The following is a 16,411-nucleotide window of genomic DNA, read 5'->3' on the forward strand; positions in this document are numbered from 1 at the left end:
TTTTAAACAATTATAGCAATAGCGGCTTATGCGCCCCCCGCGTCCTTGCCGGGCAGGCCAAGACCGAAGCGTGGATTTCGTGATCGGGCGGTGAACGCAGCCATCGGATTATACTGGACCATGGCACACAGGCAGTAGGCCGTGAAAAGATGCTGCGGCACAAGCAGGTTGCCGTCGAGCACCAGCCAGTGAAACAGGAAGGCGCTCGCCAGAACATGACGGCGCGTCGCCTGATAGGCGCAGGTGTAGAAGAAGGCCGCGAAGCAGAAGAAGCCGACGACGCCATATTCCGTGACGAGCTTGATCCACCCGCTGGCAAAGGATTCCGCATCGGCCTGCAGCATGTAGTAGGTCGACATCGACGGACCGACACCGAAGAGGAAATGGAAGGTGTCGACCTTGCTGAACAGCAGGAAGAGAACGGCGTTGCCGGTGAAGCGCGCATAGCCGCTGGATGTCGAATCCGAGAACTCCCCGACGCGTGCCAGGAAAATATGGAGATTGAGCTGGTCCCAGGCGAAGATCACAAAGAGCGGCAGCAAAATCGGAAGAATCCAGAGCAGTTTCCGGTATTTCGGATGCTCCAGGATCATGAGGCCGAGCGCGACCGATCCGAAGATGGCGAAGAGCAGAATTCCCGTGCCCGAGAACGTCACGATCATGCCCAGGAGCAGGATCGGGACATAACGCAGATCCTTCAGCAAGAAGATGGCGATCAGCAGCCCGCGGGACGCAAGCTGCGACAGCGCCGACGCCTCAAGCAGGAAGAAGCCGTTGGCCTTGTAGATTCCAGAGCCTTGCTTCAGTTCGTTCAAGGTATTGTATTCAATGAGAAACCCGGAAGGAACCAGACCCGCCCAACTGAACAGGAAGGGCACCTTGACGAGATACTGCACGAAATACTGAAGGATCCCGATGATGGCGAAGAAGCAGATGATGCGAACGATCGTCCGGTAGAAGCGCTCGTGCGCCGTGTGGTCCACCGGAATGCAGAAGATGAAGAAGCCGTAGAGGCCGACGTAGAGCAGGCCCGACGTCAGAGAGGCCTTCGGATCCGCGAAGGCCGCGCTGATGGTCGTCGTCACGGCGATGCCAGTGAAGAGGATGAGCCGGACCAGCGAGATCTTGGAAATGCCGAGGAAGGCCTGAAGCAGAATGACGACCGGCGCGGCAACGAGCGCGACCGGCAGGGGAAACCCTCCTGCATGAAGGCCGATGCGCTGCAGCAGGAGCGAGGCCAGCAGGATGATGCAAAGCCCCCCGAGAAGCGGTCGTTCGCCGGGTTCGGAGGCAAGGGTAAACGGTTGAGCCTGAATGGTGTTTGAAAATGCCACCAGGAGCGCCCCATGGAAAATGAACGAATGAACGGCCGAAAGGTCGAAAATGACTGCTGCAGCATTATGTCAATCGCCGCCGCCAAGGTCCACCGGGAACTGAAACAAGGTCAACGGACCCGATGACACGCATCGCGCGACATTCGGCTACTCAGAGATGCCGCCCTGAGGCACCAGCCAGCGGTACTTTGCCGACGAACGCATCGTCCGTCTCCGTTCGCCACGGCTCTTCGGGTCGCGAAGGCACACCAACAGCCCTCCGACTGGGCTTTTCGGCGCGATCGATATAAAAATGCCACCTTGCCACATTAACGAGATAGCTCAGGTTGGACCGATCCCATCTGGACAGATCATCTGGCACCGTTATGATCAGGGATCATATACTATCGTTATTTTCAAATCTGTTTGCAGAGAAATTGCCTTGAGAAACTCTCTTCGGATTCCGGGCTTTGCTCCCGACTTGCGCGAATTCAAAACTCTCGTTGGCATCAAGTCCATTGCTGACAGTCGCCCGCAGTTCAAGCTTGGCCTCCTGCTTGCTGCCTTGACGGCAGCACTTTTCGGGGCGCTTGTCTATCTCGCCGTGTATTCGCGCGGCCCATGGATGGACGAATTCTGGAGCCTTTACCTGTCGAGCCCGGAACTGTCGACGTCCGACGCCTTCTGGACGCGCTGGGCACTGGACGTTCATCCGCCTCTGTTCTCGATGCTTCTGCATCTCTCCCAGAGTGCCCTTGATCTTTCGATCGTCACGGGACGGATGCTGAATACGACTCCGGCGGCGCTGACGGCCCTCTTCTTCCTCACTCTGGCGCTGGTGGACAAGTCGCAGCGCAAGTTCCTGCTCGTCTATTCAATTCTCGTTCTGTCCTGCTGGGCATTCATTCGTTATTTTCCTGAGTTCCGGTCATATTTCTCCGCGTTGTGCAGCTTTGCCATTCTGATCGCATGCCTCAAGCGGATTGACGCCACCGAAGAGCCGCTCTCCGGCATCAATGGCACCCTCGTGTGGGCCGGCTTTGCCGCTTCGCTCGCCTTCTGCATCAACCTCCACTACATCGTCGCCTTCATCACGGTGGTGACGGTTGCCGTATTCGGCATCGGTTTCGCGCTGCGGCGCCATTGGAAACTGTTCTGGACGCTGGCTGTCCTGGGCACGTTGTCCGTTGCCCCCCTGCTCGCCTTCTTCATCGCCCAGAGGCAGTTTCTCGAGCATATGGCCGAGACATTCTGGCTGAATGTCGGGACGCTCGAAGCGCTTGTTCTCCTGAGCAAGTTCTTTCTGGTCATCGCCTCTGGAAGCGCCATCGCCACCCTGGTGGCCCTCGTGCGCCTTCCGTCAATCTTCATGACCGGCGTCAGGCAATCGATCGCGGACGATCCCGAGGTCAGGTTCGCGCTCATGCTGATCGTGGCCATGGTGATCGCCATTGCCGCCGTTCTCGTCGTCAACGTGGAACGGCCCATCGTGCAGGCGCGCTACATGCTTTCGCTCGGCCTGCTGCAGCTGGCGCTCGTTGCAACGTTGTCCAGCAGCCTCATCCTGCAAAGCAGGCTGTTGCTCGGTCTCGTCTTTCTGAACTCCGCCGTGTCGATTCTTTATCAGGGCCATGAGGTCGGCTCCGAGAAGCAGTGGTACAGCTCGGCCGAGATCATCAAGCATCAGCTGGCCCTTTGCCCCGCCTCCCGCGTTCATCCCGAGCGGGGCGAGATTTTCGGCGACGCCAACTATGCGAACGTCAAGGAACTCGCCTACCACTACACCGCACGGCATGCCGGATTTCCGATCGACGATCTGGACACGCCGATCACGGCCTCGCCCGCCGCCCAATGCCCGCCCATCGTCTGGGCAGAGCACTATTTCGATCTGGAGGATCGGACGGACGAGGATTTGCGAGAGAAAATCCTTCCCTCCGTCGGCGTCAACGGAACCTGCGCCCGCTCAAAAGTCTACCGGGCCGAGTCAGGCGTTGTCATCGTGCTCGACCCGAGCGAGCCGGGCTGCATGGCCCCGGCCGGCTGACAGCGATCTGGAACGCTGCGGTCGACGGCGGCGATGGATCACCCCGCCGCAAACGCCCGCGGCGATCCGGTCACGAAACGATCTGCCGCAGATACTTGCCGTAGTTGCTCTTGCCGTATTTCTCTCCCAGCTTCTCAAGCTGGGCGCTGTCGATGAAACGCTGACGGAAGGCGACTTCCTCCGGGCAACTGATCTTGAAGCCCTGCCGCCGCTCCAGCGTCGCGACGAACTCGGCCGCCTCGAGCAGGCTGTCGGGCGTGCCGGTATCGAGCCAGGCATAGCCGCGCCCCATCTGTTCCACGCGCAGCTTGCCCCGCTCCAGATAGACCTTGTTGACGTCGGTGATCTCCAGTTCGCCGCGTGGAGATGGCTTGAGGTTGGCGGCGATGTCGACGACGTCCTTGTCGTAGAAATAGAGGCCGGTCACCGCCCACGGCGACTTCGGCTTGGCCGGCTTCTCCTCGATCGAGAGCGCCTTCATCGTCTCGTCGAATTCCACCACGCCGTAGCGCTCCGGATCGGTGACATGATAGGCGAACACCGTCGCCCCGTCGTTCCGCACAATGGCGCTCTTGAACAGATCGGTCATGCCGTGGCCGTAGAAGATATTGTCGCCGAGGATCAGGCAGGACGGTTCCCCGCCGACGAAATCCGCGCCGATGATATAGGCCTGCGCCAGACCATCGGGCGAAGGCTGCTCGGCATAGGAGATCGAAATCCCCCAGGACTGGCCGTCTCCGAGCAACCGCTGGAAATTCGGCAGGTCATGCGGCGTGGAGATGATGAGAATGTCGCGAATGCCGGCCAGCATCAGGGTCGACAGCGGATAATAGATCATCGGCTTGTCGTAGACCGGCATCAATTGCTTGGACGTCACCAGCGTCATCGGGTGCAGCCGCGTACCGCTGCCGCCGGCGAGAATGATCCCCTTCATCAACACTTCCCTCGTGAATTCAAGTTGAAGCCCCGCATCCGCCCGTCTCTCCGTCCTGGTCGGGAAGCCTTGGCGCGGAGCCCGAAGCTGTCCAGCAACGCCGCGTGGCCCTACCCTCGCGCCGTCCCCGCTGTCGATCAGGCAAGCAGCCGGCGCACCACCGTCTCGGCGGAAACCTGCCAGTCGGGCATGACAACACCATGCTCTCGGCCGATCTTGCCGCAATCGAGCTCGGAATTCGCCGGACGCTTTGCCGGCGTCGGATAATCGCTCGTGCCGATCCGGTTGACGCTCGCGCTCGGACCGCCAACAGTCTTCGACAGGTCGAAAATCCTGATGGCGAAATCCGCCCAGCTCGCGCGGCCCTGCCCCGACATGTTGAAGACCCCGCGCAGTGCAGGATCGCTCCGCGCCAGGAGATTGTCCGCGACCTTGAGAATGCCGTCGGCGATATCGAGCGCCGATGTCGGATTGCCCCTCTGGTCGTCGACGACGCCGAGGGTGTCGCGCGTTCCGGCGAGCCGCAGCATGGTCTTGACGAAATTGTTGCCGAAGGGGCTGTAGACCCAGGCCGTGCGGAGGATCGCGTGATTGCCGGTTGCTTGCGCAAGCGCGCGCTCGCCTTCGAGCTTGGAACGCCCGTAAACGCCAAGCGGCGAGACCGCATCGTCTTCCGAATAGGGGCCCGTCTTGCTGCCATCGAAAACGTAATCGGTGGAAAGATGAATGACGGGGATCCCGAGACGCTCGGCAACCCTGCCGATCGCGCCGGGTGCCACCGCATTGACCGCGACGGCTGCCGCCTCGTCCTCCTCGGCCCGGTCGACGGCCGTATAGGCTGCAGCCGAGACGATCAGGTCGGGCTTTGCCGCCTCCAGAGCCGACGCGATCCCGTCCCGGTCGGCAAGGTCGAGGTCCGGCCGCCCGAGCGGCACGATTTCGATATCGGCGCGTTCGCCGCCTCGCTCGACGAGGGACTGCACCACCTGTCCCTCGCGACCGGTCACCACATAGCGCCGCCGGGCCATCACTTGCTCGCCGCCTGTTCCAGGAGCCCCAACCGGCTGTTGCGGTCATAGCCTTCCTTGAGCGGCGCCCACCACCATTCGTTATCGAGATACCATTTCACCGTCTTCTCGATGCCGCTGTCGAAATTTTCTTCCGCCTTCCAGCCGAGTTCGGTCTCCAGCTTCGTGGCGTCGATGGCATAGCGCGCGTCGTGGCCGGGCCGGTCGGCGACATAGGAGATCAGCTTTTCATGCGGCGCGCCCGCCGGATGATACTTGTCCATCAGTTCGCAGATGCGCTGGACGACGTCGAGATTCCGCCGCTCGTTGCGCCCGCCGACATTGTAGGTCTGCTCGATGCGGCCACGCTCCGCGATGATGTCGAGCGCGCGGGCATGATCCTCCACATAGAGCCAGTCGCGGATGTTGGCGCCGCTGCCGTAGATCGGAAGCGGCTTGCCCTCGAGGGCATTGAGGATCATCAGCGGGATCAGCTTTTCGGGGAAGTGATAAGGCCCGTAGTTGTTGGAACAGTTGGAAACCACCACCGGCAGGCCGTAGGTGCGGCACCACGCCATCGCCAGATGGTCGGACGACGCCTTGGACGCCGAATAGGGCGATGAGGGATCGTAGGGCGTGTCCTCGCGGAAGAGCCCGTCGTCACCGAGCGAGCCGTAGACCTCGTCCGTGGAGACATGCAGGAAGCGGAAGCGGTCCTTTTCGTCTTTTTCCAGCGACTGCCAGTACTGGCGCGCGCACTCCAGCATCGTGAAGGTGCCGATCACATTGGTCTCGATGAACTCCTTCGCCCCCGTAATCGAGCGGTCGACATGGCTTTCAGCGGCCAGATGCATCACCCGGTCCGGCCGGAAGCTCTCGAAGGCCTGCGCGATCGCGGCGCGATCGCAGATGTCGGCCTTGAGGAAGCGGTGCGACGGATTGTTGTCGAGCGTCTTCAGCGAGGTCAGCGTGCCGGCGTAGGTCAGCTTGTCGACGGTCAGGACCTCATAGCCCTTGACGAGCACGAGATGACGAACGACGGCTGAACCGATGAATCCGGCCCCGCCGGTGACAAGAACGCGCATGATGGTCATCCTGAAAATAAAATCCGCCGGAGCGAAACGCCCTCACGCGGCGTAGGCGAAATTGGACACGACGTCGGCAAGGCGAGGCTGCACCTGATCCTTGGCCGAAAGAATCGCCTTCTGCGGATCGACGGGCCAGTCGATGCCGAGATCCGGATCGTTCCAGAGCAGGCCGCGATCATGCTCCGGGCTGTAGTAGTCGGTCACCTTGTAACTGATGATGCTGTCCGGCTCCAGTGTGCAGAAGCCATGCGCAAAGCCGACCGGCACCCAGAGCTGGCAGCCGTTGTCGGCGGAAAGTTCCGCCGTCACATGCTGGCCGAAGGTCGGCGAGCCCTGGCGGATGTCGACGGCGATATCGAGGATGGCGCCGGCAATACAGCGCACCAGCTTGCCCTGGGCCCGCGGATTGAGCTGGAAATGCAGCCCGCGCACGGTGCCGACCTCGGCTGAAAGAGACTGGTTGTCCTGAACGAAGGTGATCGGCCCGACTTCCGCCTCGAACATGTCGGCGCGGAAGGATTCCATGAAATAGCCCCGGGCGTCGCCATGCCTCTTGGGGGTGATCAGGACGACGGACGGAATCGAAGTTGGTTCAAACTGCATATGGGCTGATGTTCCTGCTGTCCGGCGTGAACAGAATAATGGGAGGCGGCCGACACGAACTGTCGGGAAAAATCATGGCAGTAGCATGATGATTCTAGCCAGCAGGAATGATTCAAGACAAGTCGTTAACCAAGATCAAACGACCGCGGCAGCACGGCCACCACAGAAAATGATCGAGGGCACAACCAGGGAAGAAAGGAAGAGCGCCGCACAACCGCGAACGCATCGCCGACGCGTGTCGGATTGCAATATTTGCATGGCTTTCGGCAACGGAAAATCGCCCAGCAAGGGGCGAGCGAAACGAAAGCCGGTCCGGGGCAGATGACAGGGCGGCCGGGCGGCTATTTTCACCGTCCCGGCCGACCAAAACTCAGCTCGGCTCTTTTTCGAACTGTTCGAGCAGCTTGGCCTTGACCACCTTGCCGTTGGTGTTGCGCGGCAGATCGTCGGGGAACTCGAAAATCGTCGGCACCTTGAACGGCGCGATTTCGCCGCGGCAGTGACGAACGAGTTCCTTGGCGTCCACATCGCCCTTGCGCACGACGAAGGCGGCGACCTCCTGGCCGAGCTTTTCCGACGGCACGCCGACAACCGCGGCGTCGGCGACGGCCGGATGGCGGCGCAGCGCCTGCTCCACCTCCTGGGCGTAGACCATGAGCCCGCCGCGCTTGATCAGATCGGCGATGCGTCCGTCAAGATGCAGCAACCCGTCGGTGCCGAAGTGGCCGAGGTCGCCCGGATAATACCAGCCGTCGCGGAAGCCTTCCGTCGGCGACATCACGCTGCCGACAGCCTTGAGGGCGATGCCGGGACCGCGCACCCGGATGTTGCCGACCGTCTCGCCGGACAGGACATTGCCATCGTCATCGACGATCTGCACCTCGATGCCGAGCGCAGGCCGGCCCGCTGCCGTATTCGTCGCGCCGTCCTCGGCCGTGTTGATATAGGCCATGATGCCGGTGCCGGTGCTGCCGTAATAGTCGATCAGATGCGGCGCGACCCGTTCGCGGATGGCGGCGCGGTCTTCCGGCTGCAGCTTGCCTGTCGTCGACGTGAACGCACGAAGCTTCGGCATCAGGGGGCCGCCCTTCGTCTCCAGCGCCGTCAGCGACCGGGTGACGTTCGGCGACAGCGCCATCGCCGTCACGTTGTTGTCGTTGACGAATTCGACCAGCTCCATCGGCTCGTAGAGCGCACGGAACAGCACGAGCGTCGCGCCGACGAGCAGCGCGTTGCAGGCATGGTCACGGCCGGCCGAATAGGCGAACGGCAGGGCGGCAAGATACCGGTCCTCCGGCAGCACCACCCCGGCCATCGAGCGGCTCATCGAGCGCGCGTAGATGTTCTCGTGCGTGACGACCATCGCCTTCGGCAGCCCGGTCGTGCCCGATGTCAGGTTGTACATCATCGGCTCGTCGGTGACGTCCACATAGGGCGTCGTGTCCGGCTCGGATTGCTCGGCTTCCTCCGTCTTCAGATAGACGGTGTCGAACTCCGGCCGCACGTTGCCGTCGATGAAGCAGACCTTCGGCTTGAACTGGTCGAGAATGCGCAGGAATTCCGCCTTGGCCGTGCGCCAGTCGATCGCAAGACCGACCGCGCCGAGCTTCAGGCAGGCAAAGAGCGCGGCCAGATGCTCAGGCGTGTCGCGCAGACGCAGGCCGACGACGTCGCCGCGTCCAACCCCCTCGGCCCGAAGCCGGCCGGCAATCCGGCGAATGACCTCGTCCAGTTCCGCATAGGTCAGTTTCCGGTCGGCCGTTTCGATGGCAAGCTTGTCTGGCTGACAATGGGCCAGAATTTCCAGTCGAGCATAGAGGTTCATGCGCTTCGCGACTTTCTCTCGGTTCCTTCGCCGCTCTCCAGACCGGTCATGAAATCGCCGATCGACTGGGCCAGATCGTCGACCTTTTCGGTGAACAGCTGCTCGTGCGGACAGCCGACCTCGATGAACGTGCCCTTCGGCAGCAGGGTCTGGTAGCCGCGCTTGGGATTGAGCAGCACCTCCTTGCGCTCCGGACAGTAGAGGAAGAGCGTCGGACAATCGAGCGTCTTGGGCTTGTAGCGGGAAATCGCGAGACTCATCGCGCGGTTGACGATCTCGTGCCGGTCTTCCTTGCCGCCGAGTTCGCCCATCTTCTCCATTTCCTGGTTGAGCTTTGCAGCGTTCACCGAGGACTTGATGCGCTTCAGCGACGAGACGATCGAGGAGTCCGTGAGCAGATGCGCCCGGTAGTCGAATTCCGGATCGATCATGATGACGCCCGCGACCGGCCGCCCTTCGGCCTTCAGCTGGTGCGCCATTTCATAGGCGATGGACGAGCCGCCGCAATGGCCGAGCAGGAAGCAGGGATCGTTCGGCCCGAGCTTTTCCTTGATCAGGCCGACATAGGTCGCGGCCATTTCCTCGACGGAGGTCAGCGGAATTTCGCCGACTTCGACACCGCGGGCGCGAATGCCGTAGATCGGGCTGTCGGCCTTCAGGATCGGCGCGAGCTGACGCGGGAAGATCGAGTGACCGAGCATGCCGTGGATGCAGAACAGCGGCGTGCCCTGCCCCTTGGCCCGGGCGGTATTCATCAGCGGCGTCGTCCGCTTGGCCGCGGCCTGGTCGATCACCGGGATGAGCGTCCGCGGCGTCGAGGCCTCGACGAGCACGGACATCGACAGCGTGACCCCGAACTTCTCCTCGATTTCGAGCATCAGCGTCTCCGCGATGATGGAGTCGCCGCCAAGTTCGAAATAATCGTCATCCGGGCTGACAGAATCGAGCTCGAAAAGTTCGGCAAAAATCTTTGCCAACATCTCGACCTGCATCGACTCTTCTACGCTGGAATAGGAAAAAGCTTCCCCGGCCTCATCATAAGAATTTGCCAACATGTAGCCTCCGGAATAAAAATCTGAACAAAATGGTTTTATCGATTGGCCCGAGTATCAAATCCGCAAGCCTATTTTGCAACCGGATTTTGATGTCATGATAAACGCCCGGCCGCTCGCCCGGCACGATATATCGTCATCCTCCAGACCAATCGCCCGACATTCGACAAGACAAATAGAACTTCAATACCAATGCCTTAAATCGAACGTATCGCACTTGCCTCACACCACCCGTGCATCCGGTGCGCCGCCGCCTTACCCGTCAGCGCAGGGAGAACGACCAGCCCCGGGATCTGGCGCCATAGCGCGGGAACAACCACTCCCGGATGCGGCGCCGGCCGGCCGCGAAGGGAACGCGCGGCGCATGATAGAGGACGGCCCCGACCAGCTTGGATGAAATGCCGTCCTGATACTCCAGTTCGTCCCGCAGCATCGGTCCGTACGGGGCGCCCCAGCGCACGGCCAGAAGCGTGAAGTCGGCAAGCTGCGACACGAACCCGGCGTCCGCACCGTGCGTCAGCGGCGGCGCATCGATCACGATGATCTCGTAGTCCTCAAGCGCCGACTTGATCAGGCGTTCGAGATACTCCTGCCGGGTCGTTTCCTGATCCATCTGCATCGGGAGCGTGAATTCCTTCACCGCGTCTCCGGCGGCATCCTCCGGACCGATCCACTGCTCCTTCTTGACCGACTGCGGCATGACGAAGGCGCGGATCAGAGCGACCTTCTCGCTGCGCCGGGTCAGCGAATGGGCAAGGGCCTCCGCCAACGCCGGGCCGCCGCCAAGCGGCATGCCTTCCGTGACGGCAATCACGACGCCTCGTCCGCGTCCGGACATGCGGCTGGTGACCAGCGCGCCGATATCCTTGGTGAGCTCGATGAAATCCGGTTCATCGGTCGGCAGAGCCTTGCGGGCCGCCGCACCGCGCCGCGGCAATCTCGGCAGGACGGCAAGGCATTGGCAACCGACCTGCACCTGGACGTCGTCGCCGGCCTTCAGACGGGAGACCGATCGCTGCCGCGCGACGGCAATCGCCGAACCGACGACGAGGCTGGCGGCGAACGCATTCATCAGGATCAGGGATTTTCCGGGATAGCTCGGCCGGCGCGGCGGGCTCGCAAGCGCAAGGACCCGGGCCTCCGACGTAGGATAGGCGTGCCGTTGGGTCAGCTGCACATACCCGGCAAAAAAGTTGGCATAGGCCTCGTGCATCACCCGCGCGGTCCGCTCCAGTTCCCTCAGTCGCACGGACCGCTCCTGCTGGATGATGAAGTCGCGCCGCGTCTGCTCCTCCAGCACCTGCAGGTTCTGAAGCTGGGTCTTGGCCACCTTGGCATCCGAGTCGGCCTTGGCCGCGATGCGCACAAGGCTGGAGCGAAGCTGGCCCTCGATAGTCGACGCCTGGTTCCGCAGGTCGGCAAGCGCGGAATCGGTTCCCTCGCCCGCCTTCTGCTCAAGCTCGAAAATGCGGGCCTGCAGGTCGAAATACTGCCGGCGCAGTCGCACGATGTTGGGATCGTTGATCGAATTGATCGTGCTGGAATTGAGCGTGCCGGTCTTCAGGAGGTCGGCCGCCTCGTCGCGGGTCGCTTCCGCCATGGCAAGGTCGCTTCCGGCCTTGACGACCCGCAGCGTCATGCCCTTGAGGTCGTCCTCGACCAGCGGTCGGCCCCCTGCCTCCAGAAGCGAATGCTGCTGGCGGTAGTCCTCGACGGCGAGCGCGGCTTCGCTGGACGCATCCTTGAGGCTCTCCAGGCGCCGTTCGATCCAGCCCTCCGCCCTGAGCGTCGCGTCGTAGCGGGCGAAGATCTGGTCCTTGAGATATTGCTCGGCCACCGCGTTGCTGATTTCGGCGCCGAGGACGGGATCGTCCGCGAGATATTCGATATTGACCACATAGGTGCCCGTGATCGGGCGGATATCGAGATAGCGCTGGAGCTCCCTGACGACCGCCAGCCGCTCGTCGTCAGGCTTGCTGGTGGCCTGCGATCCCGATCGGCCGAGAAGGCCGAAACTCAGGCGATTGAGCAGGCTGCCCTTGCCGTCCGCCTTGCCGACCACATCCGCGAACGCCGGGTCGTTGACGAGGTCCAGCTTGTCGACCACGGCCAGCAGGTTGCCCTCCGACCGCATCAGCACGACCTGCGTCCACAGAAGCGAATCCTTGGGAATGCCGATGGACGGATCGAGCCGGGTCGCGAGCGCAAGCATCTGCCGCATGTCGACGACGATGCGCGAGGTCGGCGAAAAGCGCGGCTCGACGCTCTTGACGTAGGCGAATGTCGACCCGACGCCGATCACCAGGACGGCGAGGACGATCCACCACGATTTCAGCAGGCTGTCGAAGAAATCACTGAGGCTGACCAGAGCGTCGACGGAAGTCTTGCGGGGCTCGTTGCCGCCCTCGCTCTTCCACCCAATTTCTTCGGCCGTCAGCGGAACGTTCATGCTCGCGCCCAACAACGAATGTAGTCAATTTCGAACCGACCCGGGAAAGGTGTCGTTTCATCCGGGTCAGGAATCCACGCTTCATCGTGGGAGCCCACGGCCAGATTGGCAAGCACATACATCGGTTGGTCGACAAAATTCTTGCCGCGCCTGAGTTCCTTGCCGTCGACGAAGAGGATGATCTCCGACTGCGTCCATTCCAGCGCGTAGACGTGGAAGGATTCCGTCGTGTCGCCATGGCCGGCGTGCCACACCTGCTGGAACGGCGATCCTTCGCCGATGGCACCGGTCGAGAAGCTGAACCGGCGCGCGCCCGACCCTTCGAGGACGTCGATCTCCGGCGGCCAGGTGAACTCCACCGGCAGCAGCCAGAAGGCCGGCCAGAAGCCCCGACCGGCCGGGACGCGGCAGTTGATCTCGAAATAGCCGTAGGTCTGCGAATGCGAGGCCACCGACGTGATCGCGCCGGAGGTATAGGCCGCATCGTTGATGAAGGGCCGCACCGTGTTGGGATCGGCCCGGTCCGCCGTGATCGTCAGGATGCTGTCGGCGATCGAAAAGGGCTCGATACCGAGCGGCTTGTCTCCGGTCCCCGCGAAGGTGCGGTCCATGTAGACCTGCTTCTCCTCGTTGATGATTTCGAGACGCGGCCAGCGGTATTTGCTGCACCAGTAGGGCCCCTTCCCGGGGCCCGTTCCCTCTTCGTTGATCCGGCTGACATCCGGATCGTCGAATTCGTCCGCGAAGACCATCTTGTAGCGTGGCGGTGCCAGCACCGGCGCTGCAACGGGGCTGTCGAAACGCGCCGTCCGGGCGATCTCGATCCGCGCAATATGGGTGTTCGACGGCTTCGTGCCGTCGTGGGCCGCAAGCAGTCGCACCGTGGCGCCGCTGTCCGGCGTTCCCGGGTTGCCGGCGGTGAACGCGCGATTGACGACCCGCCCGCCGCGCACGGAGGCGACACCGATGCCGTTCGCCGACCAGTGGACGAGAACGTCCGGCGCATCGCCCACCTCGTCGAACCCCTCCACCGAAAGCTCGCCGATCCGCGCATAGAGGCGGCCGCTGTTGTTGATGCCGAAGCGGAAATTGCCGTTCTCGCCGTCCAGCAGAACGCCGCCTTGTGTGCCGCCGGCCGGCAGCCGCATGGTGACCGTGGCCTCGGGCAGGCGGAAATGATGGCCGCCCAGATAGGCCTCGTCGGCCGCGCGCGTCATCTGCGAGGAAGGCACCGGCGACGATGGCCGCCAGCCCGCCTCGACCTGCGGCGCCCAGACGAGACCGGTTTCCGGCCCGGGCCTGTTTTCAAGCGCATAGGGCCGGGCAAGGTAGAAGGTGAGCGGCTGTTTCTCGGTGACGTAGGACGGCCAGCTAGCCGAAACACGGCGCCATTGCGGACCGGCCGTGACTTCGCCGCGCCCCGACTGCTTGGACTCGGGAGACCGCAGGCTGATCGCCCACGGCCGTTCCTTCTGCGACACGACGAAGACCGACGCGGTCAGCATCATGTCCTCTTCGGGCATGTCGACGGAAATGTAGGAACCGGCGGTTCCGTCGCTCGTCACGGCGAAGGACTTCTCGCCCTCCATCGGAGCCCTGTCGACATACTGGCCGCCGGCAAGCCGATCGACATTTCGGATCAGCGGCTGGAGATCTCCCTCCAGAAGCAGGGCGGGCGCCTTGTCCGGTCCTGCTGCCTCGAAACGCGGCACATCGGCCTCGACGAGGGCATAGCTCTCTCCCTGCCAGAGGGCTGCCGGGCCTGCCCGCCGGAACGACGTCCCTTCCGGCAGTTCCGAGGAAAAGTCGAAGATCAGAGGTGCCTCGGAAGCGAGAGACCTCGCAACGCTGGAGAGAGGCAGGAGAAACGAACCAGCCGAACCGACAAGAAGCTGACGCCGCTGAATCTTCATGATGTCCCTTGTTGTGCCCATGGCGCCCGAAACAATACCGGAGCAAAAGTCGCGAGAGACCTGCCGGCAACGCAAATCAAAACCTGTTGAATTATGCCCCGGCGAAACGCGCCCGCGTCTTCTTGACATAGGGCATGAAGAATTCCCGGTAAACAGCGAAGAGCCCGAAGATCACCTTCGCGGCCAGCTTCGGCGTCTTGAGCTTCATTCTGGAGCAGTACCGGTCATAATATTTGTCGAAGAAATAATTGTTGTAATAGATCATCCAGTAGACGCGCTCGAATTTCTTCACCCGCTGCCCGCCGCTGCGCACCTCGCTGATCGGCAGGTGGATGCTGTGGACGTTGTTCGACATCAGGATCGGATAGCCGTTCACGTAGAGATTCATCTGGTAGTCGGATTCCTCGCGGTAGCCGTTGCCGCGCGCATAATGCGTGTCGAAGCCGAAGGACATCACCAGGCTGCGCTGCGTCAGGATGATCGCGTTGGTGAAGGGCAGCGACAGCTCGCCCTCGAACCGGGCCGTATTGCGAATTTCGCACAGGACCGGCGAAAAGGGAGGCCGGGTGTTCCACCCGTTGCCGAACCGCTCCAGGGCGCCCTCGGGCGTTTCGCCATCCTGCATGTAGACGCGGCGGCCGGAAACGGCGCCTGCCTTCTGGCTGATCAGAAGATCGTAGCAGGTCCTGGCGTAGCCCGGCTCCAGGTATTCGTCGTCATCGCAGAAGAGCACGTAGTCGTTGGTGGCCTCGACCACGCCGATGTTGCGGCAGGCCGATGCGCCCCTGCGATCCGGATGCCGGACCACGCGCCGGCGCACGTCCGGATACCGGGCGCCGATGTCGGCGAAGACGGCTTCCGTCTCGTCGGTGCCGCCATCGATCACCAGGATGATTTCATCGAGGCCGTCCTGCTCGAAATAGCTCGGCAGGACCTTGCGCAGCGTATAGGCGCGGTTTCGGGTCGGGACAATCAGCGAAATCAATGTCTGCTCCACGGGCGGTGGCCGGCGGCCGCTCGATCGATCGGTATTGACAGTCGATGATCCTGGACAGCCTGGAAAAGGTTGATGGTTCAAATCTCGCGCGACCGGTCGCGCGAACGCTGAAAATCGTCACGGCGACTTATCTATCACGGACGAACCTGATCATAGCACCGATCTGCGCTCGCTCCCCAATATTGCTAATTATTGTTAAGAACAAGCGACGGCCGCGCCTGCGGACAAGCCCGGCATGCGGGCGAACGCCAACCGCGGGCCCGCCGCCGGATAATCTGGAAACGCGCAGAACTCGGGCGTCGCCGGCTCCAGTCCCCCGCGTCGTCCGAGACGGCCTCAGGTTGACAGGAACCGCACTTCCTTCAGGCTGAGCTTCAGCGCGGTCAACCGGCCCGTCTTGTAGGCACCGGTATCGATCGCGATCCGGTTGCCGATCAGCACCGGTTCGGGAACAATCGTGTGGCCGTGGATGACAACATGCGAGCGATCCGTCAGTTCGTCCACATCCGGCGGGCGCATCCACAGCATGTCCGCTTCCTCCTGCTCGGCAAGCGGCACACCCGGCCTCAGCCCGGCATGAACGAAGAAGCAGCGGTTGACCTGCAGGGTCAGCGCTCCGGCAGAGATGAACTGCCGGTGCGACTCGGGGACCATCTTGTTCAGGATGCGCTGCGGTCGGTTCGACGCCTCCAGTTCCTCAAGGTCGATATCGTAGGAAAGGAGCGTGTCGGCGCCGCCGGAATTGAGCCACCCCTGCCCGGACGCGGGGTCCGACAGATAGTTGAGCATCATGACTTCATGATTGCCCTGCAGGAAGAAGCGGCTGAGCCCCTCGCGCGGCGGCGAGAGCAGATACTCGATGACCCCGGCACTGTCGGGACCGCGATCCACATAGTCGCCGAGATAGACGACGATCACCGGACCGACGCTGGCCGCCGCATCGGCGGCGATGATTTCCTCCAGCGCCTTCAGTTCGCCGAGGCATCCATGGATATCCCCCACCGCATAGACGGTGCCTCGAAAATCCGTGAGCTGGTAATGTCGCACAGCCGCGTCGTTGGAGCGCGGCAACAGATTACTGAAGTCGAACAACTTCCGGCCCATGGGGTTCAGCTCTTTCGCGGCAACCATTCGGCGGGGAACCCCGGTCGTTCTTTCTTGGGGCGCACCACGCGGCACAAGCAAG

At 62.3% G+C, this 16,411-nt stretch carries 12 protein-coding genes; 1 reads left to right on the forward strand and 11 read right to left on the reverse strand.

Annotated elements, in window-relative coordinates; translation table 11 throughout:
- Nucleotides 1-26: 26 nt before the first annotated feature.
- Entirely contained in the window at nucleotides 27-1,334 is a 1,308-nt protein-coding gene (locus HDIA_RS22380) for a hypothetical protein (RefSeq protein WP_099558166.1), read from the reverse strand.
- Between the two features lie 292 nt (nucleotides 1,335-1,626).
- On the opposite strand from HDIA_RS22380, the gene HDIA_RS22385 reads away from it, so the two are divergent.
- Nucleotides 1,627-3,357 carry a hypothetical protein gene (locus HDIA_RS22385; RefSeq protein WP_157775782.1) on the forward strand — a complete coding sequence of 577 codons (1,731 nt, stop codon included), beginning with the start codon at nucleotides 1,627-1,629 and terminating at the stop codon, nucleotides 3,355-3,357.
- A 70-nt stretch (nucleotides 3,358-3,427) separates the two neighbouring features.
- Here HDIA_RS22385 and rfbA read toward each other — a convergent pair whose 3' ends face one another.
- The 10 genes from rfbA to HDIA_RS22435 all read right to left on the reverse strand — a co-directional run bounded on the left by rfbA (nucleotide 3,428) and on the right by HDIA_RS22435 (nucleotide 16,329).
- A complete protein-coding gene (gene rfbA / locus HDIA_RS22390; RefSeq protein WP_099558168.1) occupies nucleotides 3,428-4,291 on the reverse strand; it encodes a glucose-1-phosphate thymidylyltransferase RfbA in 864 nt (287 codons plus the stop codon).
- A gap of 137 nt (nucleotides 4,292-4,428) precedes the next feature.
- Nucleotides 4,429-5,319, reverse strand: a complete 891-nt coding sequence (gene rfbD, locus HDIA_RS22395) for a dTDP-4-dehydrorhamnose reductase (protein ID WP_099558169.1) — start codon at nucleotides 5,317-5,319, stop codon at nucleotides 4,429-4,431.
- The gene (rfbB, locus tag HDIA_RS22400; protein WP_099558170.1) at nucleotides 5,319-6,383 is read right to left on the reverse strand and encodes a dTDP-glucose 4,6-dehydratase; all 1,065 of its coding nucleotides are present in this window, start codon (nucleotides 6,381-6,383) and stop codon (nucleotides 5,319-5,321) included. The genes rfbD and rfbB overlap by 1 nt, the downstream gene beginning before the upstream one ends.
- Before the next feature lie 42 nt (nucleotides 6,384-6,425).
- The gene (gene rfbC / locus HDIA_RS22405; protein WP_099558171.1) at nucleotides 6,426-6,989 is read right to left on the reverse strand and encodes a dTDP-4-dehydrorhamnose 3,5-epimerase; all 564 of its coding nucleotides are present in this window, start codon (nucleotides 6,987-6,989) and stop codon (nucleotides 6,426-6,428) included.
- Nucleotides 6,990-7,359: 370 nt separating this feature from the next.
- Nucleotides 7,360-8,814: a class I adenylate-forming enzyme family protein gene (locus HDIA_RS22410; RefSeq protein ID WP_099558172.1), complete on the reverse strand. Its 1,455-nt coding sequence runs from the start codon at nucleotides 8,812-8,814 to the stop codon at nucleotides 7,360-7,362.
- A complete protein-coding gene (locus tag HDIA_RS22415; protein ID WP_162292681.1) occupies nucleotides 8,811-9,806 on the reverse strand; it encodes a thioesterase domain-containing protein in 996 nt (331 codons plus the stop codon). Before HDIA_RS22415 ends, HDIA_RS22410 begins: the two co-directional genes overlap by 4 nt.
- A 322-nt stretch (nucleotides 9,807-10,128) precedes the next feature.
- Nucleotides 10,129-12,315, reverse strand: a complete 2,187-nt coding sequence (locus HDIA_RS22420; RefSeq protein WP_099558174.1) for an exopolysaccharide transport family protein — start codon at nucleotides 12,313-12,315, stop codon at nucleotides 10,129-10,131.
- The gene (locus HDIA_RS22425; RefSeq protein WP_099558175.1) at nucleotides 12,312-14,228 is read right to left on the reverse strand and encodes a glycoside hydrolase family 16 protein; all 1,917 of its coding nucleotides are present in this window, start codon (nucleotides 14,226-14,228) and stop codon (nucleotides 12,312-12,314) included. The genes HDIA_RS22420 and HDIA_RS22425 overlap by 4 nt, the downstream gene beginning before the upstream one ends.
- A gap of 91 nt (nucleotides 14,229-14,319) precedes the next feature.
- Entirely contained in the window at nucleotides 14,320-15,213 is an 894-nt protein-coding gene (locus HDIA_RS22430) for a glycosyltransferase family 2 protein (protein WP_157775783.1), read from the reverse strand.
- A gap of 348 nt (nucleotides 15,214-15,561) precedes the next feature.
- Nucleotides 15,562-16,329, reverse strand: a complete 768-nt coding sequence (locus tag HDIA_RS22435; protein ID WP_157775784.1) for a metallophosphoesterase family protein — start codon at nucleotides 16,327-16,329, stop codon at nucleotides 15,562-15,564.
- Nucleotides 16,330-16,411: the final 82 nt, after the last annotated feature.

This window comes from Hartmannibacter diazotrophicus (assembly GCF_900231165.1).
GTDB classification, from domain to species: domain Bacteria; phylum Pseudomonadota; class Alphaproteobacteria; order Rhizobiales; family Pleomorphomonadaceae; genus Hartmannibacter; species Hartmannibacter diazotrophicus.